The following is a 23,228-nucleotide window of genomic DNA, read 5'->3' as shown; positions in this document are numbered from 1 at the left end:
GGGCCCGGACGACGCCGGGTCCGGGCGGCGGCCGCCGGCCGGCTAGACCCGGAACACCGTCACGGAGTTCCCGGGGAAGGCCAGCCGCTCGCCGCCGGTCCGGACCTCGCCCTTGCGGGCCCGCAGGGCGGGCCCGGTGCTGAAGCGCAGGTCGTACCGGGCCGGGCGGCCGCCGAGGGCCCGCAGGTCGCCGATCGCCTCGGCGTCCGGCAGCTCGGCGTCGCGCCCGTCGAGGTGGCCGTTGAACACCACGAGCCCGCCGAGGCTCCCGTTCGGCGACCCGATGAGGAGCTGGACGAGCCGGGTGTCCGGGTCGTTCCACTCGTCGACGTCCATCGGCTCGCCCGCGTCGTCGAACCACAGCAGGAACGAGCTGTCGTCGCGGGCGGGGTACGAGTAGGGCTGGCCGGCGAGGAACTCGTGGCGGATCCGGGCGAGGGCCCGGGTGGCCTCGAGCATGGCGCGCCGGTTGTCGTCGAGGCGCCAGTCCAGCCAGGACATGGCGTTGTCCTGGCAGTACGCGTTGTTGTTGCCGCGCTGGGTGCGCCCGATCTCGTCCCCCGCGCAGATCATGGGGACCCCGAGCGAGAGCAGCAGGGTCGCCATGGCGTTGGAGGCGGTCTGGAGCCGGGCCGCGCCGATGGCGGCGTCCGCGGTCGCGCCCTCGACGCCGTGGTTGTGGCTGCGGTTGTCCCCGTGGCCGTCCCGGTTCTCCTCGCCGTTGTCCTCGTTGTGCTTCCGGTCGTAGCTGACCAGGTCGCGCAGCGTGAACCCGTCGTGGGCCGTGACGTAGTTGACGGAGGACAGGGCGCCGCGGCCCGATCCGGCGAACAGGTCGCGGGACCCGGCCAGGCACCCGGCGAGGCGCGCCACGGAGCCGCCCTGGTGGCCGGCCGCCAGCGCGCCGTGGTCGGCCACCCAGAAGTCCCGCACGGTGTCCCGGTAGCGGTCGTTCCAGTCCGCGAAGCCGCGCGGGAAGCGGCCGGTCTGCCAGCCGCCCATCGCGACGTCCCACGGCTCGGCGATCAGCTTGGTGCCCTGGAGCGCCTCGCTGGCCAGCAGCGAGACCAGGAACGGGTGCCGGGGCGAGAACTGGTGGTCGGTCCCGCGGGCCAGGGACACGGCGAGGTCGAACCGGAACCCGTCGACGTGGTACTCCTCCACCCAGTGGCGCAGCGAGTCCATCGCCATGCGGACGACGACCGGCTCGCTGAAGTCCAGGGTGTTGCCGCAGCCGGTCGTGTCGAGGTAGTTCCCGTCGTGGTCGTGGCGGTAGTACGTCCGGTCGGCGAGGCCGCGCCAGGACAGGGCCCGCTGGCCCCGGCCGCCCTCCGCGGTGTGGTTGTAGACGACGTCGAGGACGACCTCGAGGCCCGCCGCGTGCAGGTCCCGGACCATGGCCTTGACCTCGTCCTGGACGGCCTTCGGCCCGGCGGCGCGGGCGGCCGCGGTCGCGTACCCCGGGTGGGGCGCGAAGTACCCGAGCGTGTTGTAGCCCCAGTAGTTCGTGAGGCCGAGTTCCTGGAGGTGCGGCTCGTCCACGTGGTAGTGGGTGGGCAGCAGCTGGACGGTGGTCACGCCGAGGGAACGGAGGTGCTCGACCATCACGGGGTGGGCGACGCCGGCGTAGGTGCCGCGCAGGTCCTCGGGGATGTCCGGGTGCAGCATCGTCAGGCCCTTGACGTGCGCCTCGTACACGACGGTGTCCCGCCACGGCACGTGCGGCCGGCGGTCCCCCGCCCAGTCGAAGTCGCTGGGGACGTGCACGCCCCAGCGGACGCCGTCGTCGTCCTCCACGATGGCCCGCGCGTAGGGGTCCAGGAGCAGCTGGCCGTCCTCCGGCTGGGCGGACAGGGAGGACCAGAACGCGTAGCGCGTCCCGTGCTCGATCCCCTCCACCGATCCGTGGTGGACGCCCTCCGTGTAGTCGAAGAGCCGCGCGGAGCCGCGGCGGCCGTCGGGCCCGCTGAACACGACGTTGAGGGCCTCGCGGTCCGGCGCGAACACGGCGACGTTCGCCACGCCGTCGACGTCGGGGACGCCGGGCGCGGCCTCCGCCACGCCGAGCGGGAACGGCCGCGAGAAGTGGCCGGCGGAGTCGTGGAGGCGCATGGGCACCTCCCCTGTGGGCTGGGCCATGCCGCTCCTAGGCGCCGCGCCGGCGGGACACCTCGTAGAGCGAGATGCCCACGGCCATCGAGGCGTTGAGGGACTCCATGGCGGAATCGATGGGGATGGAGACGATCGCGTCGCAGGTCTCCCGCACGAGCCGGGACAGGCCCTTGCCCTCCGAGCCCACCACGATGCACAGCGGCTCCGTGGCGAGCTCCAGCTCCGGCAGCGAGATGTCGCCGTCGCCGTCGAGCCCGACCACGTACACGCCCATCTTCTTGAGGGACTTCAGGGCGGCCGTGAGGTTGGTGGCGCGCGCGACCGGCACGCGGGCCGCGGCCCCGGCGCTGGTCTTCCAGGCCGTCGCCGTGACGCCGACGCTGCGGCGCTCGGGCACGATGACCCCGTGGGCGCTGAACGCGGACGCGGAGCGGATGATCGCGCCCAGGTTGCGGGGATCGGTGATGGAATCCAGGGCCAGGAAGAGCGGCTGGTTCGCGATGTGCCCCCGGGCGGCGCGCTCGACGGTCTCCTGCGCCAGGTCGACGGCGTCGCGGTACTCGTAGGGGGGCACCTGCAGGGCGAGGCCCTGGTGCACGGCGTCGTCTGTCATCCGGTCCAGCTCCGGCTTGCCGGTCTCGAGCACGGGGATCCCGCGCTCGGCGGCGATCTTCAGGACCTCGCGCACCCGGTCGTCCATGTCGATGCGGGTCGAGACGTAGAGCGCCTTGGCGGGGATGTCGGAGCGCAGGGCCTCGACGACGGAGTTGCGGCCGGTGACCAGCTCCTCGGAGGCCTTCGAGCGCCCGGAGGGCTTGCCGGAGGACTTGCCGCCGCGCTTGTCGGCGGCGCGTTCGGCCAGGACCTTGGCGCGGTGCGCCTTGTGGTACACCCGGTCCTCGGCCTTCGGGGTCGGTCCCTTGCCCTCGAGGGCCTTGCGTCCGTGGCCGCCGGTGCCGACGGACGGGCCCTTCTTGTTCTTGCGCATCGCGCCGGGGCGTCGTGCTGCCATGGGATGGTCCTCGCGGGTGGGGTACAGGTCCGTGTCCGTGGAACGGTGGAACGGACACCGGCCCCATTCTACCCGTCGGCCCGCGGCACCCGTGGGGAGCGTGGGCGCCGTCACCCAGGCGCGGCTCAGGCCAGGGTCCAGCGCGCCCCGTCGGCGGAATCCTCGACGGCGATGCCGGCCGCGGCGAGGGCGTCGCGGATGGCGTCGGCGCGGGCCCAGTCCTTGGCCGCGCGCGCCTCGGCCCGCTCCGCGAGCCGGTCGCGCACCAGGGCGTCCAGGGCGGCGTGCGCGCCGGAGTCCGCGCCGGCGGCGCCGTCGTCCCCCGCGTCGTCGAGCCCGAGCACGCTGGTCATGGCGAGGACCTGCTGCAGGGCGCGGTCGGCCGCGCCGAGGTCCCCGTCCGCCAGCGCCGTGTTGCCGCGACGCACGGTCTCGTGGAGGGCGGCGAGGGCCTGCGGGACGTTGAGGTCGTCGTCCATCGCGGCGGCGAACGCGTCGGCGACCTCGAAGTGCGGCATCGCGAGGTCGAAGTCGGCGCCGGGCGCGACGCCGTGGACGCGCTGGAGCGCGTTGTCAATGAACGTGTCGATGCGTTCGACGGCGGCGCCCGCCTCCTGCAGCGACGTCGGCCGGTAGTCCAGCTGGGAGCGGTAGTGCGCCTGGCCCAGGAAGTAGCGGACGACGCGCGGCTCGGCGACGGCGAGCATCTCCTCCGGCGAGATGGTGTTGCCGATGGACTTGGACATCTTCTCGCCCTCGTACGTGACCATGCCGTTGTGGAGCCAGAAGCTCGCGAACGGGTCCCCGGCCGCCGTCGACTGCGCCAGCTCGTTCTCGTGGTGCGGGAAGCGCAGGTCCAGCCCGCCCCCGTGGATGTCGAAGCCGGCGCCGAGGTACTTGCCCGCCATGGCGGAGCACTCCAGGTGCCACCCGGGGCGGCCGCGGCCCCAGGGGCTGGGCCACGAGGCGGTCTCCGGGTCGCCGTCCTTCTGCCCCTTCCAGAGCGCGAAGTCGCGGGGATCGCGCTTGCCGCGCGGGTCCGCGTCCGGGGCGGCCTGCATGTCGTCGACGTCCTGCCGGGTCAGGGCGCCGTAGTCCTTCCAGGACCGGACGTCGAAGTAGACGTCCCCCGAGCCGTCCGGGGCCGGGTAGGCGTGGCCCGCGTCGATGAGGCGGGCGATGAGCTCGTGCATCTCCGTGATGTGGCCGGTCGCGCGCGGCTCATAGGTGGGGCGGCGGACGCCGAGGGTGTCGTACGCGCGCTCGAACTCCTGCTCGAACCGGTAGGCCAGGGCGAACCACGGCTCCCGCGGGCGGTAGGCCGGCTCGGGCTCGAAGTCCTCGGCGAAGGAGGCGGCGGACTTCTCGAGGATCTTGTCGTCGATGTCGGTCACATTGCGCACCACGGTCACCTCGTACCCGCGGTGCTCGAGCCAGCGCGCGAGGATGTCGAACGCGATGGCGGAGCGGATGTGCCCCACGTGGGGCATCCCCTGCACCGTGGCGCCGCAGTAGTACAGGCCCACCTTGCCGGGGGTCCTGGGGACGAACTCGCGCACCTGCGCCTGCCGGGTGTCGTGGAAACGGATGCTCACCCGCCTAGCCTAGCGAAGCCGCGCGGAGTGCACCGTCAGCGGGGCGGGGCGGCCGGCCCCGTCAGCCGGCCGGCGGACCGGCGGAGGCCTCCGCGCCGAGGGGATACACCAGCGCGGTCGCGTAGGCGGTGATGCCGCCGCCGTCGCCCTCGTACCCCAGCCCGTCGGACGTCGTGGCCGCAACGGACACGTCCGCGCCCGCCGCCGCCGACAGCGTGGCCGCGGCCTCGCCGCGGCGCGGCGCGAACTTGGGGCGGTTGCCGACGAACTGGACGGCGATGTTGCCGATCCCGTAGCCGGCCGCGCGGACGAGGCGGGCGGCCTCGGCCAGCAGGGTGGCCCCGGAGGCCCCGGCGAACTCGGGGCGGTCGGTGCCGAAGTGGGTGCCGAGGTCGCCGATGCCGGCCGCGGAGAAGAGGGCGTCGCAGGCGGCGTGGGCGACGGCGTCGCCGTCGGAGTGCCCGGACAGGCCGCGCTCCCCCGGCCAGTGCAGGCCGGCGAGCCACAGCGGCCGGTCCTCGCCCTCGGGGGCGAACGCGTGGACGTCGACGCCGATCCCGGTGCGCGGCAGGGGGGTGGTCACGGGTTCTCCTTCGGCTCGTCCCCGGCGCCGGCCGCCAGGATGGCTTCGGCGAGGAGCAGGTCGGTGGGGGTGGTGATCTTCAGGGCCAGGGGCGAGCCGGGCACCAGGTGGACGGTGGCCCCGGCGGCCTCCATGAGCATCGCGTCGTCGGTGACGGCGTCGCCGCCCAGCCCGGCGGCGCGGGCGTGGGCCTCCCGCAGGGCCTCGGCGCGGAAACCCTGCGGCGTCTGGACGGCCCGCAGGCCGGCGCGCGCCGGCGTCCCGGAGACGGCCTCCGGGGCGATCGCGGGGTCCGCCGCGGGCACGGCGGTCTTGATGGTGTCGACGACGGGGACGCCGGGGACCACCGCGTCGGCGCCCGCCCGGACGGCCGCGGCGACGGCCTCGAACACGGCGGGCGGCGTGAGGCACCGCGCGGCGTCGTGGATGAGCACGGTCCCGCAGTCCCGGCCGACCGCGGCCAGTCCGGCGGCCACGGAGTCGTGGCGGGACGCCCCGCCGGTGACGACCCGCGGCGCGGGGCCGCGCGGGTGGCGCCGCGCGAGCGACGTCAGTTCGGCGTCGCCCGCCGGGACGACGACGACGCACTCGGCCGCGTCCGTGGCGGCGACAGCGTCGAGCGCGTGCTCGAGCAGGGTCCGGCCGGCGAGGCGGACGAGGGCCTTCGGGATGCCGTGGCCGAGCCGGGTCCCGGACCCGGCGGCGACGACGACGACGGCGATGCGCGCCGGGTCGGGGGAAGGTCTGGTGGGCACGGGCCCAGCCTACTGGGGCCGCACCGGCCCGTTAAACGCCGCCGGCCCGTCCACCGGAGTGGACGGGCCGGCACGTGCGGCGGCGGGGCTGCTACGAGGCGAGCACCTCGTCGAGGACGCTCTCGGCCTTCGCCTCGTCGAGCTTCTTGGCCAGGGCCAGCTCGCTGATGAGGATCTGGCGGGCCTTGGCCAGCATGCGCTTCTCGCCCGCCGAGAGGCCGCGGTCGTGGTCGCGGCGCCACAGGTCGCGCACGACCTCGGCGACCTTGATGACGTCGCCGGAGGCCAGCTTCTCCAGGTTCGCCTTGTAGCGGCGGGACCAGTTCGTCGGCTCCTCCGTGAATTCGGCCCGCAGGACATCGAACACGTGCTCGAGGCCCTCCTGGCCCACGACGTCGCGGACACCCACCAGATCAACGTTCTCCGCGGGGACCTCGATGGTCAGGTCGCCCTGGGCCACCTTCAGTTTGAGGTACATTTTTTCTTCGCCCTTGATGGTCCGCATCTTGATCTCCTCGATCATCGCGGCACCGTGGTGAGGGTAAACAACCGTCTCGCCAACCTCAAAAACCATGTGGATAATCCCCTTTCCCGACCTCAAGTTTATCACGGCAGTGGCGGAATCATGGGCGAGTCGGCCCCTCGCCGCCGCCGTCGATCGGCCATAATCCCCCTTCCCAGAAACCGCTTCCGGTGCTATGGGCGAACTGCGGGTGGACGGCGGGACAACACCGGGCGCGGGCGGCGGCCCTCCCCCGCCGCCCGGGTGCCCCCTGCCGCGGCCCGTCACGGGCGGGCTGCCGAATCGGGTTTTGCGGCCCGGAGCGACTAGGCTAGGGCACTGAGTGCCCCCGCGCGCCCGGGCTCGTGCCTGCCCGCGGGGGTCCCCCGATCGAACCGAATGAGGAGTTTGTGCCGTGACCGCACAGAAGTTCCGTGGACGCCGCGCCGCCGCGGCCGCCGCACTGGCCGTGATGGCCCTGGGTGCAACCGGCTGCGCGGCGATCAACCAGCAGGCGACCACCCTGCAGTACGACGCCAGCGACGGGGTCGGCTTCAGCGTCGGCGGGCTGCAGGCGCGCAACATGCTGCTGGTTTCCGGCGGCGAGAACGAGCAGGCGCGCATCATCGGCACCCTCCTCAACGAGACCCAGGAGCAGCGCCAGGTCACCTTCGAGGTCGAGGGCGCGAGCGTGAACGTCTCCGTCCCCGCGGACACGGCCCTCAAGCTGGAGGACGACGCCAACCGCACCATCGTGCCGTCCCCGGGCGACGCCCCCGGCTCGATGTCCGACGTGACCGTCTCCTCCGGGCAGGCCAGCCTGCAGGAGCAGATCCCGGTCGTCGACGGGACCCTTCCGGAATACCGCCCGTTCGTTCCCAGCGGCTTCGAGGAGTCGAACATCGCGCACCTGCACGAGTCGACGAAGGAGGAGGCCGGCCACTAGGCCCGCCCCCGCCGACCGCAGCGAAAGGCCCCGGACCGTTCGGTCCGGGGCCTTCGTGCGTCGCGCCTTCGCGCGGTGCGGCGCCGGGCGACGCCGCCCCGGGTCAGGCCTCGAACTTATAGCCGAGCCCGCGCACGGTCACGAGGTGCACCGGGTTGGACGGGTCCGGTTCGATCTTGGAGCGCAGCCGCTTCACGTGCACGTCCAGGGTCTTCGTGTCCCCGACGTAGTCGGAGCCCCAGACGCGGTCGATCAGCTGCCCGCGCGTCAGGACCCGGCCCGCGTTGCGCAGCAGCATCTCGAGCAGCTCGAACTCCTTGAGCGGCAGGTTGACCGCCTCGCCGTCGACGGCCACGGTGTGCCGCTCGACGTCCATCCGCACCGGGCCGGCGTGGACGGTCGGTGCCACGAGCTCCTCGGGCTCGCCCTGGCGCCGGAGGACGGCCCGGACGCGCGCCACGAGCTCGCGGGAGGAGTAGGGCTTGGTCACGTAGTCGTCGGCGCCGAGCTCGAGGCCGACGACCTTGTCGATTTCGGAGTCCTTGGCCGTGAGCATGATGACCGGGACCATCGAGCGCTGGCGCAGCTGCCGGCACACCTCGGTCCCGGGCTGGCCGGGGAGCATCAGGTCGAGCAGGACGAGGTCGGCGCCGTTCCGTTCGAACTCCGCCACGGCGTCGAGCCCGTTGTCGACGACCTGGACCTCGAACCCCTCCTTCTCCAGGAGGTAGGACAGCGGGTCGCTCAGCGACTCCTCGTCCTCCACCACCAGAATGCGGGTCACTCAGTTCCTCCTTCTGCGCGGGCGCCGGATGCGCCCTGGTTCTGTCGCGGCCGCGGCGCGTCGCCGCCGGCCTCGTCGCCCTCCTCGAACGCGGGGAGCCGCACGGTGAAGGTCGAGCCCTGTCCCGGCTGGGACCAGACGGTGACCTCCCCGCCGTGGTTGGAGACGATGTGCTTGACGATGCTCAGGCCCAGCCCCGTTCCGCCGGTCTGGCGGGAGCGTGCGGCGTCGACCCGGTAGAAGCGCTCGAAGATGCGGTCCTGCTCGTCGGGCGGGATGCCCGGCCCCTGGTCCGTGACGGAGACCTGGACCAGCCCGTCGCGGGAGCGGACCCCGACGCCGACCGTCGTGCGCTCCGGCGAGTAGCGGATCGCGTTGTCGATCAGGTTCCGGAACGCCGTCATCAGCAGGTCGGGGTCGCCGCGGACCAGGTCGGACGCACGCCCGCCCAGGGCGACCGTGATGTCCTTGGCCTCGGCGGTCAGCCGGTTCCGGTCCACGGCCTCGGCCATCACTGCGTTCACGTCCAGGGGCACGCCCCGGACCACCGTGTCCGTGCCCTGGAGCCGGCTCAGCTCGATGATGTCCTGGACCAGCGCGGACAGCCGCGCAGACTCCTTGTGCAGCCGGCCGGCGAAGCGCCGGACGGCGGTCTCGTCGCCGGCCGCGTCGTCGAGGGCCTCCGCGAGGAGCGAGATCGCCCCAACCGGGGTCTTCAGCTCGTGGGAGACGTTGGCGACGAAGTCCGTGCGGACGGCCTCGGTGCGGACGATCTCCGTCCGGTCGTCGGCGAGCAGCAGGATGTTGGCCTCGCCCAGCGGCGCCACGCGGACGTGCACCACGATGGTCCCCTGCCCCACGGGCCCGCGCGGCAGCTCGAACTGGCGCTCCTCGATGACCCCGTCCGAGCGGACGCGGCGGGCCAGCGACAGCAGTTCCTCGTGGACGACGGTGTGGCCGCGGACCAGGCCGAACGCGTAGGCGGCGGGGTTGGCGCGGACGACGCCGTCGACGTCGTCGAGCACCACGAACGCGCGGCCGATCACGGAGAGGATCTCGGCCGAGCCGGCCGGTAGGACGGGCTCGGAGACGTCGTCGAGCTCGACGTGGCGCCGCTCCGTGTGGCGGTGGGCCAGCAGGCCCACGATGCCCAGGGCGAGGCCCACCAGACCCGCCACCACGGCTATCAACGCTTCGTTCACCCGACCAGCGTAGCCGGGCGCCGCGGGCGCTCCGGCCCGGTCCCGCCCGAACGCGGGGCCGTTCACACAACGTTCACCCGTGCCCGGGGCCGCGTTCATTGGATACTGTCACGTTAAGCGGTGAAGAAGACCGCCCGGATCGGCCCACCCATCCGGCACGCCTACGAAAGGACGCCCAGTGCGCAAGGTTTTCCAGGCCGAGCTGCAGACCATCGGCGAGGAGCTGCACGAGATGAGCCAGGCCGTGGCGGAGGCGATGGAGCGCGCCTACGAGGCGTTCGAGTCCGCCGACACCGAGCTGGCCCAGGAGGTCATCGCCGGCGACGCGCGGATCGATTTCATGCAGAACCAGCTCGACGAGCGCGCCATCCAGGTCCTCGCCCTGCAGGGGCCGGTGGCCTCGGACCTGCGCACGATCGTCGGGTCGCTGCGGATGAGCGCCTCCCTGGAGCGCATGGGCGACCTGGCCCGGCACATCGCGCAGCTGGCCCGCCTGCGCTTCCCGCAGCCGGCGGCCCCCGAGTCGATGCGCCCCGTCTTCCGTGAGATGGCGGAGGCCGACGTGCGCATGGCCCGGCTGCTCGGCCAGCTGCTCGAGTCCCGCGACCTGACCCTGGCGCAGGAGATGACCAAGCTCAACGCCCGTGTCGACGAGCTGCACGTGGGCGTGTTCAAGGCCGTCGCCGCCGCCGAGTGGTCCGAGTCGGCCCCGACGACCGCCGACGTGACGCTCGCGAGCCGCTACTTCGAGCGCTACGCCGACCACGCGGTCTCCGTGGCCCGCAAGGTCAACTACCTGGTCACCGGCGAGTGGGAGCCCGGCCACGACGGCCTGTAGGCCTCCCCGCACGACGACGGCGGCGCCGCTCCCCGAGGGGGTGCGGCGCCGCCGTCGTCGTCCGTGGACCAGGGTGCGGGCCCCGGAAGGGTGCCCCGCTCCCCCGTCCCGCGGGGGTCGCGCTACTTCTTGCCCTGGTTCGCGACGGCCAGGATGGCCTCCGCCGCGGCGTCCGGATCGAGGTAGCGTCCGCCGGCCGCCAGCGGCTTGAAGTGCTCGTCCAGCTCGTAGACCAGCGGGATGCCGGTGGGGATGTTCAGGCCGGCGATCTCGTCGTCGGAGATCCCGTCGAGGTGCTTGACCAGGGCGCGCAGGGAATTGCCGTGCGCGGCGACCAGGACCGTCTTGCCGGTGGCCAGGTCCGGCTTGATGGCGTCCTCCCAGTACGGGAGCATCCGCTCGAGCACGTCCTTGAGGCACTCCGTGCGCGGGGCGTCGTCGCCCAGCTCCGCGTAGCGGCGGTCGCCGATCTGGCTGAACTCGGACTCGTCGGCCAGGGGCGGCGGCGGCGTGTCGTAGGAGCGGCGCCACTGCATGAACTGCTCCTCGCCGTACTCCTCGCGGATCTGCGCCTTGTCCTTGCCCTGCAGCGCCCCGTAGTGGCGCTCGTTGAGGCGCCAGGAGCGCCGGACCGGGATCCAGGACAGGTCGGCGGACTCGAGGGCCAGGTTCGCGGTGACGATGGCTCGCTTGAGCAGGGACGTGTGGAGCACCTCGGGCGCCAGGCCCTCGGCGGTCATCAGTTCGCCGCCGCGGACGGCCTCGGCGCGGCCCTGCTCCGTCAGCGGCACGTCGTACCACCCGGTGAACAGGTTCTTCTCGTTCCACTCGCTCTGCCCATGGCGCAGCAGGATCAGGGTGTAGGTCATGTGGCCCATCCTATCGGGGGTGATGTTCACCCCATTCCTCCGTGACGTGGCCGCGACGCGCCCGCGCTGACCATACCATTTTCCGGTGGTCCAAAAAGCTCGGCGGCTCGGCGACCGGCCCCGGGCCGGCCGCCCCCTGGGCAATCCCACCCGCGGGACCACGCACGCGAACCGCATGCGCCGCGTCGACCGGTGGCTCACCGGAACCCAGGCCTCCCGCCTGCGCCGCTCCCCCGGCGGGCTGCCGCCGCTCGCCGTCGACCTCGGCTACGGGGCGACGGCTCACACCGCCGTCGAGCTCTTCACGCGCCTGCGCGCCGTCCACCCCGGCGCCGAGCTCGTCGGGCTCGAGATCGACCCGGACCGCGTCGCGGCCGCGGCCGGCCACGCCCGGGAGGGGCTCTCCTTCGACGTCGGCGGCTTCGAGGTCCCCGTGGACCGCCCGCCGACCGTGCTGCGCGCCTTCAACGTCCTGCGCCAGTACGACGAGTCCGACGTCCCCGGCATCTGGGCGCTGCTGTGCTCCGCCGTCGACCAGGATGGGGTGGTCGTCGAGGGCACCTGCGACGAGCTGGGCCGGCGCGCCGCCTGGGTCGCGCTCACCCGGCGGGGCCCCGAGACCCTGACCCTGTCGATGCGCTTCGACTCCTTCACCCGGCCCTCCGACGTCGCGGACCGGCTGCCCAAGGCCCTGATCCACCGCAACGTACCGGGCGAGCGCGTCCACGCGTTCCTGGCCGCCGCCGACGCGGCGTGGCTGGCCACGGCCCCGCTGTCCGCCTACGGCCGCAAGCAGCGGATGGTCGCCACGGGTGCCGCCCTGCGGGCCGCGGGCTGGCCGGTCCGGGACACGCCGTCCCGCTGGCGGCTGGGCGAGCTCACGGTCGGGTGGGAGTGCGTGGCACCGCGGTCGGGCGGCCTGGCCCTGTCGGTCCCCGCCCCGGCGCGCTGGGAGGCGGAGCCGGCCCTGTAGGCCGGACCGCGGGCGTGGCGCGGGTTCCGAAGCCGCGTGCGGGCGCCGAGGCAGCGCGCGGGAGGAGGCGGCCGGTGCGCTAGTACCGGTACCCGCGGCCCCCGCCGGAGAGGGCGGGGCGCACGTCGGCGAGGTAGACGGCCGCGATGCACGCGGCGATGAGCTGCAGGAAGCCGCTCCCGCCGATCATGAAGCTGAAGACGCAGACCAGCGCGGAGCCGCCCGTCAGCGCGAGCCAGAAGCCCTTGGTCCGCTTGTCCGCGTGCAGGTACTTGTCCGAGCCGTGCCGCAGGGCGTCGATGAATGCCCAGGCGGCGAGCACGAGCGCGACCAGGCTCAGGGCCTGGAAGAGGTAGAGCTCGAAGAGCTTGGCGATCATCACGCCACCCACTCTAGACGCCGTCGGCGCCCGCGGCGCGGAATGCCGCGCGGGCCCCGCCGTCGTCGTCCGCCGGGCCGGGCACCGTGGGCCGGGCCGCTACCGGGCACCGGCCCCCTCGCTGGCGGCGCCGAGCGCCGCGTCCAGGTCCGCCCAGAGGTCCTCGGGGTTCTCGATGCCCACGCTCAGGCGCACGAGGTTGGCCGGGACGGAGTCGGGCTCGCCGGGGTGGCGCCGGCGCCGCTCGGCGAGCGACTCGACCCCGCCGAGGCTCGTGGCCGGCGTCCAGAGGCGCAGGGCCGCGACCATGCGCTCCGCCGCCTCCTCCCCGCCGGCGACCTCGATGGCGATGATCGAACCGAAGCCGCCCATCTGCTCCTTCGCGCGGGCGTGCCCGGGGTCCGTCTCCAGGCCGGGGTAGCGGACGGCGTCGACCGCGGGGTGGGCGGCCAGGCGGCGCGCGAGTTCCAGGGACGTCGCGCCCGAGCGCTCGGTGCGCAGGGCCATGGTGCGCAGCCCGCGCAGGGTCAGCCAGGCCTCGAACGGGCCGGGGATCGCGCCGTGCAGGGTCCGGTGGTGCTTGAGCCGGGCGAGCAGCTCCGGGTCTCGGGTCACGATGGCGCCGAGGACGACGTCGGAGTGCCCGCCGATGTACTTGGTCGCCGAGTGCACGACGACGTCGGCGCCGTGCTCGAGCGGGCGCTGCAGCAGCGGCGTGGAGAACGTGTTGTCGACGACGGTGGTCGCGCCGGCGGCCCGGGCGGCGGCGAGCAGCGCGGGCAGGTCCGCGACCTCGAGCATCGGGTTGGTGGGGCTCTCCAGCCACACGAGGTCCGCGCCGTCCATGAGGGCCGCCGTCGCGTCCGTGTCCTCGACCGGCGCGGGCCGGACCGTGATCCCCGAGTGCCGTTGGAGGTCCGCGAGCAGGGACAGGGTCCCGTTGTAGCTGTGGCGGGGGACGACGACGGTGCCCCCGGCGGGCAGCAGCGACAGGGCCGAGGCGACGGCGCCCATGCCGGACGCGTACGCGAGGCCGGGCAGCTCGGAGCCCTCGAGCTCCCCCAGCGCCTCCTCGAGCGGTTCCCAGGTCGGGTTGGAGTAGCGGCCGTAGACGCGCTCGGATCCGCCGGGCTCGCCCGTGCCCACGAACGTCGAGGACAGGACGATCGGCGGATTCACGGGGGCGTCCGGCGTGCGGTCCGGGCGGCCGGCGGAGACGACGAGGGTGTCCGGCGCGACGTCGGCCGGATGGCCTCCGTGGGCGCCGGGATGCGCGGTCGCGGCGGGGCGGGCGGGGGCGGACTCGCTGGCATGCATGGGCACAGGCTAGTGCCCTGGGGCTCCGGGCCGCGAAGCGGCGGCGTCTGTTACCGTCCACACCCGTCACAGCCACCGGTCCCGGCCCGATACGCTGGATGTGTGAACCTCCAGCCCTCCGCCGCGCGCGGCGTCGCCGCCCCCGGCCGGCCGGCGCCCGGGAACCCCCGGGGCGGGCGCGGTCCGTTCGTCGTCTTCGAGGGCGGGGACGGCGCCGGCAAGTCGACGCAGGCGGCACTCCTGTCCGAACGCCTGGAGGCGTCGGGCCGGACCGTCCTGCGCACGCGGGAGCCGGGCGGCACCGAGATCGGCGAGAAGCTGCGCGCGCTGGTGCTCGAGCACGGGCACGGCACCGTGGACGCGCGCACGGAGGCGCTGATGTACGCGGCCTCGCGGGCCGCGCACGTGGAGCAGGTCATCGAGCCCGCGCTGGCCGCGGGCACGGCCGTGCTCTGCGACCGCTACATCGACTCGTCGCTGGCCTACCAGGGCGTCGGGCGCGGGCTCGGGGTGGCCGAGGTGCGGGCCGTCAACGAGTGGGCGACGGCGGGGCTGGTCCCCGACCTGACCGTGCTTCTCGACATCGACCCGGCCGCCGGACGGAGCCGGCGGCTCGGCTCCCGGGAGGCCGAGGACCGGCTCGAGTCCGAGCCCGACGACTTCCACCGCCGCATCCGCGCGGCGTTCCTCGACCTGGCCGCCGCGGCGCCGGAGCGCTACCTCGTCCTCGACGCGACCCGCCCGGCCGCGGAACTCGGGGCCGAGATCGCCGCCGCCGTCGCGGCCCTGGACCGGACGGCCGCCGAGTGAGCGTCTGGGACGACCTGCCGGGCCAGGACGCGGCGATCGGTCAACTGCGCCGGGCCGCGGCCGAGAACGCGCCCGCCCACGCCTGGCTCTTCACGGGGCCTCCGGGATCGGGCCGGTCCAACGCGGCCCGGTCGCTCGCGGCGGCGCTGCAGTGCGACGTTCCGGACCCTGAGGCGCGCGGCTGCGGCGAGTGCCACTCCTGCCGCACGGTGCTGGCCGGAAGCCACCCGGACGTGTCGCTGGTCGCGACGGAGAAGGTCGCCTACCAGATCGACGACGTGCGGGCCCTGATCGGCTCCGCCCAGGACCGGCCCTCGGGCGGCAAGTGGCGCGTGGTCATCATGGAGGACGCCGACCGGATGACGGAGCGGACCACGAACGTCCTGCTCAAGGCCATCGAGGAGCCGCCGCCGCACACCGTGTGGATCCTCTGCGCGCCGTCCCCCGCCGACGTGCTGGTCACCATCCGCTCGCGGTGCCGGCCGGTGGGCCTGCGCGTGCCCTCGACCGCCGCCGTCGCCGAGCTGCTGGTGCGCCGCGACGGCCTGACCACGGAGCAGGCGGGCTTCGCCGCCCGCGTCTCCCAGGGGCACATTGGCGTGGCGCGCCGCCTGGCCCGCGACGAGGGGGCGCGCCTGCGGCGCGACCGGACCGTGCGGTTGCCGCTGGGGCTGCGCGGCGTCTCCGACGCGGTGCGTGCCGCGGGAGAGCTCGTCGAATTGTCGACGGCGGAGGCCACGGCCTCGGCCGAGGAGCGCGGGGCCGCGGACCTGGCGCGCCTGCGCGAGACGCTCGGACTAGAGCCCGACGCCCCGGTGCCCCCGCAGCTGCGCAACCAGTTCCGCCAAGTGGAGGAACTGAACAAGCGCCGGGCCAAGCGCGGGACGAACGACTCCCTGGACCGGGCCCTGATCGACCTGACCACCTTCTTCCGGGACGTGCTGACGATCCAGCTGCGGACCGGGGCGGAACTCGTCAACGAGTACCTCTCGCACGAGCTCGCCGGCTACGCGCGCGCCTCCACGGCCGAGGAGACCCTCGCGCGCATCGACTACATCGGCGAGGCGCGGCAGAGGATCGCCGCGAACGTCGCGCCGCTGCTGGCCATGGAGGCGATGATGGCAGGACTGCTGCCGGCGCGCCGCGCCCGGGAGGCCGGCTAGGCGGCCCGCGTGGCCCCACGCGGCCGCCGTCATCCCACGACACCCCCGTCATCGCACGACACCCCCACTGCCCCGCCCGAGGAGAAGCCCCGCATGTCCCCGACCCGGAGCCGACGCCGAACCGCCCGCTGGGCACTGCCCGCGGCGGCGGTGCTGCTCCTGAGTGCCTGCGTCGCCGGACCTGGCGACGGGGACGGTTCGGAGGGTGCGGGCGGCCAGGGAGCCGGGGACGCGCCGGACACGGCCCGCTCCGTGGCGCCGCTCGAGGGCGGGGAGATGCCTCCGGCGCCGGAGGGCCTGGAGCGGTTTTACGCCCAGGAGGTCGCGTGGGCGGGCTGTGAGGGCGTCTTCGAGTGCGCCGAGGTCACCGTGCCCCTGGACTACGACCGGCCCGACGGGGAGACCATCGAGCTGTCCGTGATCCGGACCGCCGACCGCGGCGAGCGGCCGTCGCTCCTCGTGAATCCCGGCGGACCCGGCGCCTCGGGCGTCGATCTGGTCCGCCACGGCGCCTCCACCATGTTCTCCCCGCAACTGCGTGGGGGGTACGACCTCGTCGGCTTCGATCCGCGGGGCGTCTCCCGGTCCGCGCCCGTCACCTGCCTGACGGACGCCGAACGCGACGAGGCCCGGCAGGAGAACCGCGACACCGAGACGCCCGAAGGCCTCCGCGAGGTGGCCGAGTCCGCGCGCGAATACTCCGAACAGTGCGCCGAACGCACCGGCGCCTCCCTCGCCTTCGTGGACACGGCCAGCACGGTGCGCGACCTGGACATCCTCCGCGCCGCCGTCGGCTCCCCGCGGCTGAACTACCTCGGCTTCTCCTACGGGACGAAGCTGGGCGCGCTGTACGCGGAGAGGTTCCAGGACCGGGTCGGCCGCATGGTCCTCGACGGGGCCATGGACCCGGCGTTGGACGGGCAGGAGGTCACGCTGGGCCAGGCCGCCGGCTTCGAGTCGGAAATCCGGACCTACATGGAAGACTGCCTGCGTTCCTCCGGGTGCCCGTTCTCGGGCGACGTCGACCAGGGCATGGAGCAGCTGAGGACCCTGTTCGAGGACATCGAGGAACAGCCCCTGACCGCCGCGGATGGCCGGTTGGTGCCCATCACGACGTTCATCAACGGATTCCTCCAGCCGATCTACACGAGCTCCTGGCCCCTCCTGACCGAGGCCCTCTCCGCAGCCATGTCCGGCGATCCCACGCCGATGCTCGAACTCGCCGACCAGGGCGCCGGCCGGCTCCCCGACGGGACGTACGCCGGCAACCTGCCGGCCGCGTTCACTGCGGTCAATTGCCTCGACTACGACCTGCCGGAGGACCCCGGGCAGCAGCGTGCTGCAGCGGAGCAGCTGGAGCAGGCCTCCCCCTCGCTCGGCGAGTACCTCGCCTATGGCGGCATCACGTGCCAGGACTGGCCCCATCCCCCGACCGGGGAACACGGTCCCGTCTCCGCCCCCGACGCGCCCCCGATCGTCGTGGTCGGCACGACGGGCGATCCGGCGACCCCCTACGAGTGGGCCAAGTCGCTCCGGGGCCAGTTGGAGTCGTCCGTCCTCGTGACGTACGAGGGCCATGGCCACACCGCCTACAGCCGCAGCAACGAGTGCGTCCTCGACGCCGTCGACGGCTACCTCGTCGACGGGAAGCTCCCAGCCGACGGACTGACCTGCTGACCTGCTGACCTGCTGACTGCGGTCTAACGCGGTGGTCCTTCGGAAGGACCACCGGTATCTCCGCTGACGGGTGGCGTAGCGGCCGCAGCGTCTGGTCCTTCGGAAGGACCGCTGGCCCGATTGCCGGCCCCTGCCTCCCGTGGTCCTTCGGGAGGACCGGCGGGCTGGGGCGGGAGACAGAGGAGGCGTCGGACGGTGTCGTCGGGAACGGCGTCGTCCGGGACGCTATCCACGCGGGGCTCGGGGCCGGGGCCGAGCCATTCGCCCGTGTCCTCGTCCCAGCCCTGCGCGAGGGCCGCGCCGGTCGGGCCGCCGCCACCTTCGCCGCCGCCCGGCCCTCCACCTTCGTCGCCGGCTGGTTCGCCATGGCCTGCCCAGCCGGCGGGGTCCGGGGTCAGTTCGCCCGTGCGGGGGTCCAGACCTTGCTCGAGGGCGGTGGGTTGGGTGGTTTCGGGCGGTTCGATGCAGACGAGTCCGTTGGGGCTGCGCCAGTGCACGGACCCGTCGGGACGGTGGAGGTACTCCCAGCCGAGGACGTGTTTGAAGACCTGGTGGCGTTGGCAGAGCCATTTCTGGTTGGCCAGGCTGGTGGTGCCGCCGCGGGCCCAGTCCTGGATGTGGTCCAGTTCGGAGGCAGCGGGACGGGTGGCGCAGCCGACCATCGCGCACTCGATGTCGCGGTACCGGGCGAGGTCGCGTAGGGCGGCCGGGGCCCGGTAGGCCTTGCGGCCGATGTCCAGCACGGCACCGTCCCAGGGGTCGGTGAGGATGCGGCGCAGGGACGGGGCCGCATCCGCGACCTTGAGGGCCGCGGCCAGCGGGATCGGCCCGTACCCCTCGAGTTCGGCGCAGGCCCGCTCGGGGTGCAGGGCGGCATCGATGGCCGGGATCGTCACGGCCACAGCGGCCGAGCGGGGGGCCGGGCGATCCGGCCAGCCGTCGATCAGAGCGTCGCGGAACGTATCGGCGCGCAGGTGGGACAGGCTCCGTGCTTCTGCGGGACCCTGCAGGGTGCGGGCGTGGGCGTCGACCGTGTTGTAGACGGCCACGACGTCTTCGGCGGGCCCGTGGTAGCGCAGCGTGGCCATGCCGTCCTCCTCGGGCCACCAGGCCAGGGACCGCGCCTGCCTGGCACGCCCGCGGCGGTCGGTGACCGATTCCGGGTGCAGCCGCTCCCTGGCCCGGCGCGCCCGCCGCGCCGCGTTGCGGTCTGTGGAGGTTTCCGCGGCCGGCAGCGTCCGCTCCTGGATCTCCCGCACCGACTCCGGCGGAAGACCCGCCGTCTGCTTGGCCAGATCCTCCGCGAACCGGCCCGTGACCCGGCCCTCGCACAGCGCAGAGCGGGTCGCGCGCAGACCCCCGTCCAGCGCCTGCGCCGTCTCAAGCCGGTGCCAGGCGGCCTTCTCACTCACCCGCAACGCCCGGGCGATCTCGGAGACGAGGGAGGAGCGGTTCAGCCCGGGATCGTCCGCCGCGACCGGGTAGCCGTGCTCGGGGACGTCCGGCACGCCCCGGTCGGCCACGGCCGCGCCGTCCAGGCGGGCCGCGTCCGCGATGAAGAGCGCCTCGATCCCGTCCAGCATCGAGCGCAGCCGGCCCACCACGGACAGCGCCTCCAGCGCCTCCCCGGCCGTGCCCGGCGGCGCCAGCGGCTCCGTCAGGGACCGGGCCCGCATTCGGAACGGATGCAGGGCGAACAACCGCGACAGCGTGCCCGGCGGCGCGTCGTCCCCGACCGTGTACAGCTCTCCACGCAGGTCAGCCGGGTCCGTCGCCTCGGCCATAGGCAATGCGATATCCATGCGCCCATCGAATCAGTGACCCCCGTCACCTTGGAGCGCGCGAAGGGGCTGGGCGGAGGCCCGGGGCTGGCTGGTGGGCCCGAGGCTGGATGGCGGCCTCTGGCAGGGGCGGTCGGTTCCGGGGTTGGGTGGCGGGCTCCAGACGGGGGCTGGAACCGCGTCGGCTCCTTGTCGCGTTGACGGCAAGTCGGCGCGGAAGGCCCGGACCCCCACCGGCCCAGGGGCGCCGTCGCGGCCGTTTTGACCAGCTCTCGACCATTCCGCTAGAGTTGATTCTCGCGGCCCCCGGGCCGCAGGCCTCCTTAGCTCAGTCGGTAGAGCGTTTCACTCGTAATGAAAAGGTCGCCGGTTCGAATCCGGCAGGGGGCTCCAACAAGACCCCGTCCGCCATCGGCGACGGGGTCTTTTTTTATGTGCGGCTCCCTCTCCCCTAGTGCGGCCCCCTGGGATGCTCGCCCGTGGCCACCTGGGCAGGTGGCCACCGGCCCGGAAGCCGCCTGCGCCGCCGGTCCGGAGGCACAGGACGCCTCCGGACCGGCGCGGCAGCGGAGTCTGGCCTACTCGAAGTCGCTGACCGCCGGATCCGGCCCGATCCGGCCTTCGGCCCCACGGTCCATGGCGTTGATGGCCTCCACGTCGTCGCCGTCGAGGCGGACGCCCAGGGACTCCCAGTTCTCGACGATCCGCTCGGGGGTCTCCGACTTCGGGATCACCACGGAACCGCGCTGCAGGTGCCACGCGAGAACGACCTGCGCCGGCGTCGCGCCGTGCTTCTCGGCGATGCCGGCCAGGACGCCCTGCTCGAGGAGGTCCGACCGGTTGCCCAGCGGCGACCAGGACTGGTGGGCGATGCCCTTCTCCCGGCAGTAGTCGAACAGCTCGCGCTGCTGGAGGTAGGGGTGCGTCTCGATCTGCAGGACGGACGGCACGACGCCCGTGGCCTCCTCGAGCTCGCGCAGCGCTCCGACCGTGAAGTTGCAGACGCCGATGGAGCGGACCCGCCCGCTGTCCCGCAGCTCGGTGAGGGCCTTCCACGTCTCGACGTGCAGGCCGCGCTTCGGCTGGAGCCAGTGGATCAGGTACAGGTCGAGCGTCTCCAGCCCGAGCCGCTCCATCGACGCGTCGAAGGCCGCCAGGGTCTTGTCGCGGCCCTGGTCCGAGTTCCAGACCTTGGTCGTGACGTACAGGTCTTCGGGCGCAATGCCGGACGCGGCGATCGCGCGGCCCACGCCCTCCTCGTTGCCGTAGATGCGGGCGGTATCGATGTGCCGGTAGCCGGCTTCCAGGGCCAGGCCGACCACCTTCTCCGTGGTGTCGTCCTCGATCTGCCAGACGCCGTAGCCGAGCTGGGGGATGGTGGTGCCGTCGTTGAGTTTGATGCTGGGGGACTCGTATGCCATGGGTCCCATCCTGCCGCCTCGGTGGACGACGGCGGAACCCGCCCGGCCGGAATCCGCTCTGGGCGCAGGGCTTACCCGCGGCGGCAGCGCCTCCGGCGGGGCGCCCGCGCAGGGGCCCGCCCCGCAGTGCACCGGCTCGGGCCGAGGCTACGGGGCGCCGTCGTCCTCCAGCGCCTGCCGCAACGCGCGCTCGGCCTCCTCGATGCCCGCCGTCACCACGTCCCCGCGCCGGGCCACGTTCTCCAGGCCCGCCGACTCGTAGCCCCACCGCTCGCCGTCGAGCCGGGCCATGGCCGCGGCCTGCGCCGCCATCGCGAGGTCGTTGGCGGCGCGCGACAGGGCGCGGTGCACGGGCGCGAACCGGCCGGGGATGTCCGAGCCGTCGCTGGGCCGGGCGGCCTGCGCCGCGATGCAGACCGCGCGGACCCTCGGCAGCAGGTCGGCCAGGTGGTTGGCGACCATCACCAGCGCGTTGTTCAGGGAGTCGTCGTCGATCCCCTCGAGGACCTGGTGGAACCGGTCCAGTCCCCGGACGTAGCGGTCGTGGGCGCGGCGCCAGACCCCGGTTCCCAGCTCCCGCTCGTCCCGGCGCGCGGCGCGGTTGACGGAGAAAAGGCCCACTAGAGGTACTGCCCCGGCCCGTGGTCGGGCGCTTCGCTGGCGCTCGGGGAGCGGACCGGCTCGCCTTGGTCGTTGATGACGACGCCGGGGGCGACCTGGGTGCCCGGCGGCAGCTCCTTGAGCTGGATCCGCTGCGCCAGCTGCTGGTTGGCCAACTGCTGGGCCGCGAGCGCCGTCTGGATGCCGTGGAAGACACCCTCGAGCCAGCCCACGAGCTGCGCCTGCGCGATCCTCAGCTCGGACTCCGACGGCGTCTGCCCCTCCGTGAACGGCAGGCGGAGGCGGTGCAGCTCGTCGCGCAACTCGTCGGAGAGGCCCTGCTCGAGCTCGTGCACGGAGCGCTCGTGGATGTCGGCGAGCCGGCCGCGCGCGGATTCGTCGAGCGGTGCCGCCTTGACCTCGTCGAGGAGCTGCTTGACCATGCCGCCGATGCGCATGACCTTGGCGGGTTCGTCGACCAGGCCCTTAACGCGGAAGCCCTCGCCGTGGTGCTGCGGCCCGTCCGGCTGGCCGGCCGGCACCGCGGTGGACGCGTCCCCGGTGTCGGTGGACAGCGGGGCTGCGGGCACGTCGCGGTCCGCCTCGGGGTCCTGGTCCGGCAGGGATCCCGGGTGCTGTTCCGTCATGGACCCCATCTTGCCATGCGGCGGACGCCCGTTGCCGAGGGCGGTCCGGAGGGCGGCGCGGTCAGGGCTCCAGGAGGATCTTGCCCGTGTGGCGTCCCGAGTCGAAGAAGCGGTGCGCCCCGGCGGCGTCGTCCAGCGGATACACCTCCCCGACGACGGGGCGCAGCCGCCCCGCCTCGACCAGCGGCCAGACGTGCTCCCGCACCGACGCCACGATCCGGGCCTTCTCCGCCGCCGGGCGGGACCGGAGCGTCGTGCCCGTGACGCTCGCGCGGCGGGCCATGAGCAGGCGCAGGTCCAGCTCCGCCTTGGCCCCGCCCTGCAGCCCGATGACCACGAGGTGGCCCCCGTCGGCGAGCGCGCGCACGTTGCGGTCCAGGTACTTGGCGCCGACGACGTCGAGCACGGCGTCGGCCCCGTGCCCGCCGCTGATCTCCCGCATCCGCTCGACGAAGTCCTCGCCCGTGTAGTCGATGCCGGCTTCCGCGCCGTGCTCGCGCGCCACCGCCAGCTTCTCCGCGGAGGAGCCCGTCACCACGGCGTGGGCCCCGACCGCGGCGCACAGCTGCGTGGCCATGGTCCCGATGCCCCCGGAGCCGCCGTGGATCAGGACCCAGTCCCCCGCGGACACGCCGGCCACCATGAAGAGGTTGGACCACACGGTGCAGACGACCTCGGGCAGGCCTGCGGCGTCGCGCAGCGACACCCCGCGCGGAACGGGCAGGAGCTGTCCCGCGGGGACCGCCACGTACTCGGCGTACCCGCCGCCGGCCAGCAGGGCGCACACCTCGTCCCCGACGGCGAACCCGGCCCCGGCGCCGACCCCCGCGCCGAGCGCCTCCACGGTGCCGGAGACCTCCAGGCCGGGGATGTCGGAGGCGCCCTCGGGCGGCGGGTAGACGCCCCGGCGCTGCTGCACGTCGGCACGGTTCAGCCCGGCCGCGGCGACCCGCACCAGGACCTCGCCCGGGCCCGGCTCCGGGACCGGGCGTTCGGCAACCCGGACCACCTCCGGCCCGCCGCTGCCCCCGTATTCGGCCACCCGCATCGTCTCCGGCATCGCGTCCTCCGTTTCGCCGTGTCCTCCGGTCCGTTCCCCCCGAGCCTACGGCCCCGGCGCGGGCGGGTTCGCGCGCTCACGTATAGTGCTTGGGTGGGGAAGGTTGTCCGAGCGGCCTAAGGAGCTGGTCTTGAAAACCAGTGTGCGGCAACCCCGCACCAAGGGTTCAAATCCCTTACCTTCCGCGTGATCCCCCTCGAGG

General features: G+C 73.7%; 22 protein-coding genes and 2 tRNA genes. 8 read left to right on the top strand and 16 right to left on the bottom strand.

The annotated features are described in order from the left end of the window. Positions 1–42 precede the first annotated feature (42 nt). From glgX to AC1Q5D_RS16710, 6 genes are all read right to left on the bottom strand, one after another. Positions 43–2,139 carry a glycogen debranching protein GlgX gene (gene glgX / locus AC1Q5D_RS16735; protein ID WP_481739587.1) on the bottom strand — a complete coding sequence of 699 codons (2,097 nt, stop codon included), beginning with the start codon at positions 2,137–2,139 and terminating at the stop codon, positions 43–45. Between the two features lie 7 nt (positions 2,140–2,146). Then, positions 2,147–3,124 (bottom strand): 23S rRNA (guanosine(2251)-2'-O)-methyltransferase RlmB, encoded by a 978-nt coding sequence (rlmB, locus tag AC1Q5D_RS16730; RefSeq protein WP_481739586.1) that lies wholly within the window; start codon positions 3,122–3,124, stop codon positions 2,147–2,149. 125 nt (positions 3,125–3,249) lie between these two features. Further along, complete coding sequence (cysS, locus tag AC1Q5D_RS16725) at positions 3,250–4,719, bottom strand: cysteine--tRNA ligase (RefSeq protein ID WP_481739585.1); 1,470 nt, start codon at positions 4,717–4,719, stop codon at positions 3,250–3,252. A gap of 61 nt (positions 4,720–4,780) precedes the next feature. Beyond that, positions 4,781–5,302: a 2-C-methyl-D-erythritol 2,4-cyclodiphosphate synthase gene (ispF, locus tag AC1Q5D_RS16720; RefSeq protein ID WP_481739584.1), complete on the bottom strand. Its 522-nt coding sequence runs from the start codon at positions 5,300–5,302 to the stop codon at positions 4,781–4,783. Then, positions 5,299–6,057: a 2-C-methyl-D-erythritol 4-phosphate cytidylyltransferase gene (ispD, locus tag AC1Q5D_RS16715; protein WP_481739583.1), complete on the bottom strand. Its 759-nt coding sequence runs from the start codon at positions 6,055–6,057 to the stop codon at positions 5,299–5,301. Before ispD ends, ispF begins: the two co-directional genes overlap by 4 nt. Before the next feature lie 91 nt (positions 6,058–6,148). Beyond that, positions 6,149–6,631, bottom strand: coding sequence for a CarD family transcriptional regulator (locus AC1Q5D_RS16710; protein WP_481739582.1), 483 nt, complete (start codon positions 6,629–6,631; stop codon positions 6,149–6,151). Between the two features lie 343 nt (positions 6,632–6,974). Between AC1Q5D_RS16710 and AC1Q5D_RS16705 the strand changes: the two genes are divergently transcribed. Further along, a complete protein-coding gene (locus AC1Q5D_RS16705; RefSeq protein WP_481739581.1) occupies positions 6,975–7,505 on the top strand; it encodes a hypothetical protein in 531 nt (176 codons plus the stop codon). Positions 7,506–7,608: 103 nt separating this feature from the next. Here the strand turns inward: AC1Q5D_RS16705 and AC1Q5D_RS16700 are convergent, their stop codons facing one another. After that, positions 7,609–8,289 carry a winged helix-turn-helix domain-containing protein gene (locus AC1Q5D_RS16700; RefSeq protein WP_481739580.1) on the bottom strand — a complete coding sequence of 227 codons (681 nt, stop codon included), beginning with the start codon at positions 8,287–8,289 and terminating at the stop codon, positions 7,609–7,611. Further along, positions 8,286–9,491 (bottom strand): sensor histidine kinase, encoded by a 1,206-nt coding sequence (locus AC1Q5D_RS16695; protein ID WP_481739579.1) that lies wholly within the window; start codon positions 9,489–9,491, stop codon positions 8,286–8,288. The genes AC1Q5D_RS16700 and AC1Q5D_RS16695 overlap by 4 nt, the downstream gene beginning before the upstream one ends. A gap of 178 nt (positions 9,492–9,669) precedes the next feature. Here AC1Q5D_RS16695 and phoU point away from each other — a divergent pair, with 178 nt between their 5' ends. Further along, positions 9,670–10,329, top strand: a complete 660-nt coding sequence (gene phoU, locus AC1Q5D_RS16690; RefSeq protein ID WP_481739578.1) for a phosphate signaling complex protein PhoU — start codon at positions 9,670–9,672, stop codon at positions 10,327–10,329. A 122-nt stretch (positions 10,330–10,451) separates the two neighbouring features. Here the strand turns inward: phoU and AC1Q5D_RS16685 are convergent, their stop codons facing one another. Continuing rightward, a complete protein-coding gene (locus AC1Q5D_RS16685) occupies positions 10,452–11,198 on the bottom strand; it encodes a phosphoglyceromutase (protein ID WP_481739577.1) in 747 nt (248 codons plus the stop codon). A gap of 85 nt (positions 11,199–11,283) precedes the next feature. Between AC1Q5D_RS16685 and AC1Q5D_RS16680 the strand changes: the two genes are divergently transcribed. Next, the gene (locus tag AC1Q5D_RS16680) at positions 11,284–12,171 is read left to right on the top strand and encodes a class I SAM-dependent methyltransferase (RefSeq protein WP_481739576.1); all 888 of its coding nucleotides are present in this window, start codon (positions 11,284–11,286) and stop codon (positions 12,169–12,171) included. A gap of 79 nt (positions 12,172–12,250) precedes the next feature. Here AC1Q5D_RS16680 and AC1Q5D_RS16675 read toward each other — a convergent pair whose 3' ends face one another. Together AC1Q5D_RS16675 and AC1Q5D_RS16670 are read right to left on the bottom strand one after the other, a co-directional pair. After that, on the bottom strand, positions 12,251–12,550 hold the full coding sequence (locus AC1Q5D_RS16675; protein ID WP_481739593.1) for a DUF2516 family protein: 300 nt from the start codon (positions 12,548–12,550) through the stop codon (positions 12,251–12,253). A gap of 99 nt (positions 12,551–12,649) precedes the next feature. Further along, the gene (locus AC1Q5D_RS16670) at positions 12,650–13,867 is read right to left on the bottom strand and encodes a trans-sulfuration enzyme family protein (RefSeq protein WP_481739575.1); all 1,218 of its coding nucleotides are present in this window, start codon (positions 13,865–13,867) and stop codon (positions 12,650–12,652) included. Positions 13,868–13,969: 102 nt separating this feature from the next. Between AC1Q5D_RS16670 and tmk the strand changes: the two genes are divergently transcribed. The 3 genes from tmk (at position 13,970) to AC1Q5D_RS16655 (ending at position 17,517) form a co-directional block, all read left to right on the top strand. Continuing rightward, on the top strand, positions 13,970–14,677 hold the full coding sequence (tmk, locus tag AC1Q5D_RS16665) for a dTMP kinase (RefSeq protein ID WP_481739574.1): 708 nt from the start codon (positions 13,970–13,972) through the stop codon (positions 14,675–14,677). Further along, positions 14,674–15,840, top strand: coding sequence for a DNA polymerase III subunit delta' (locus tag AC1Q5D_RS16660; RefSeq protein ID WP_481739573.1), 1,167 nt, complete (start codon positions 14,674–14,676; stop codon positions 15,838–15,840). Before tmk ends, AC1Q5D_RS16660 begins: the two co-directional genes overlap by 4 nt. 93 nt (positions 15,841–15,933) lie before the next feature. After that, positions 15,934–17,517 (top strand): alpha/beta hydrolase, encoded by a 1,584-nt coding sequence (locus AC1Q5D_RS16655; RefSeq protein WP_481739572.1) that lies wholly within the window; start codon positions 15,934–15,936, stop codon positions 17,515–17,517. A gap of 23 nt (positions 17,518–17,540) precedes the next feature. Here the strand turns inward: AC1Q5D_RS16655 and AC1Q5D_RS16650 are convergent, their stop codons facing one another. Next, positions 17,541–19,319 (bottom strand): HNH endonuclease, encoded by a 1,779-nt coding sequence (locus AC1Q5D_RS16650; RefSeq protein ID WP_481739571.1) that lies wholly within the window; start codon positions 19,317–19,319, stop codon positions 17,541–17,543. Between the two features lie 296 nt (positions 19,320–19,615). On the opposite strand from AC1Q5D_RS16650, the gene AC1Q5D_RS16645 reads away from it, so the two are divergent. Then, a tRNA-Thr gene (locus tag AC1Q5D_RS16645) sits at positions 19,616–19,691 on the top strand. Between the two features lie 185 nt (positions 19,692–19,876). Here AC1Q5D_RS16645 and AC1Q5D_RS16640 read toward each other — a convergent pair. From AC1Q5D_RS16640 to AC1Q5D_RS16625, 4 genes are all read right to left on the bottom strand, one after another. Further along, positions 19,877–20,719 carry an aldo/keto reductase gene (locus tag AC1Q5D_RS16640; protein WP_481739570.1) on the bottom strand — a complete coding sequence of 281 codons (843 nt, stop codon included), beginning with the start codon at positions 20,717–20,719 and terminating at the stop codon, positions 19,877–19,879. 147 nt (positions 20,720–20,866) lie between these two features. Continuing rightward, positions 20,867–21,340 carry a hypothetical protein gene (locus AC1Q5D_RS16635; RefSeq protein WP_481739569.1) on the bottom strand — a complete coding sequence of 158 codons (474 nt, stop codon included), beginning with the start codon at positions 21,338–21,340 and terminating at the stop codon, positions 20,867–20,869. Further along, positions 21,340–21,966 carry a bacterial proteasome activator family protein gene (locus AC1Q5D_RS16630; protein ID WP_481739568.1) on the bottom strand — a complete coding sequence of 209 codons (627 nt, stop codon included), beginning with the start codon at positions 21,964–21,966 and terminating at the stop codon, positions 21,340–21,342. The genes AC1Q5D_RS16635 and AC1Q5D_RS16630 overlap by 1 nt, the downstream gene beginning before the upstream one ends. A 61-nt stretch (positions 21,967–22,027) precedes the next feature. Next, positions 22,028–23,014: an NAD(P)H-quinone oxidoreductase gene (locus AC1Q5D_RS16625; RefSeq protein ID WP_481739592.1), complete on the bottom strand. Its 987-nt coding sequence runs from the start codon at positions 23,012–23,014 to the stop codon at positions 22,028–22,030. A 109-nt stretch (positions 23,015–23,123) separates the two neighbouring features. Here AC1Q5D_RS16625 and AC1Q5D_RS16620 point away from each other — a divergent pair. Then, positions 23,124–23,211, top strand: a tRNA-Ser gene (locus tag AC1Q5D_RS16620). The last annotated feature ends 17 nt before the right edge of the window (positions 23,212–23,228 follow it).

Source organism: Arthrobacter paludis (genome assembly GCF_056782315.1).
The sequence above is the reverse complement of the archived record's forward strand: the minus strand, read 5'-3'. Positions and strand labels throughout refer to the sequence as shown.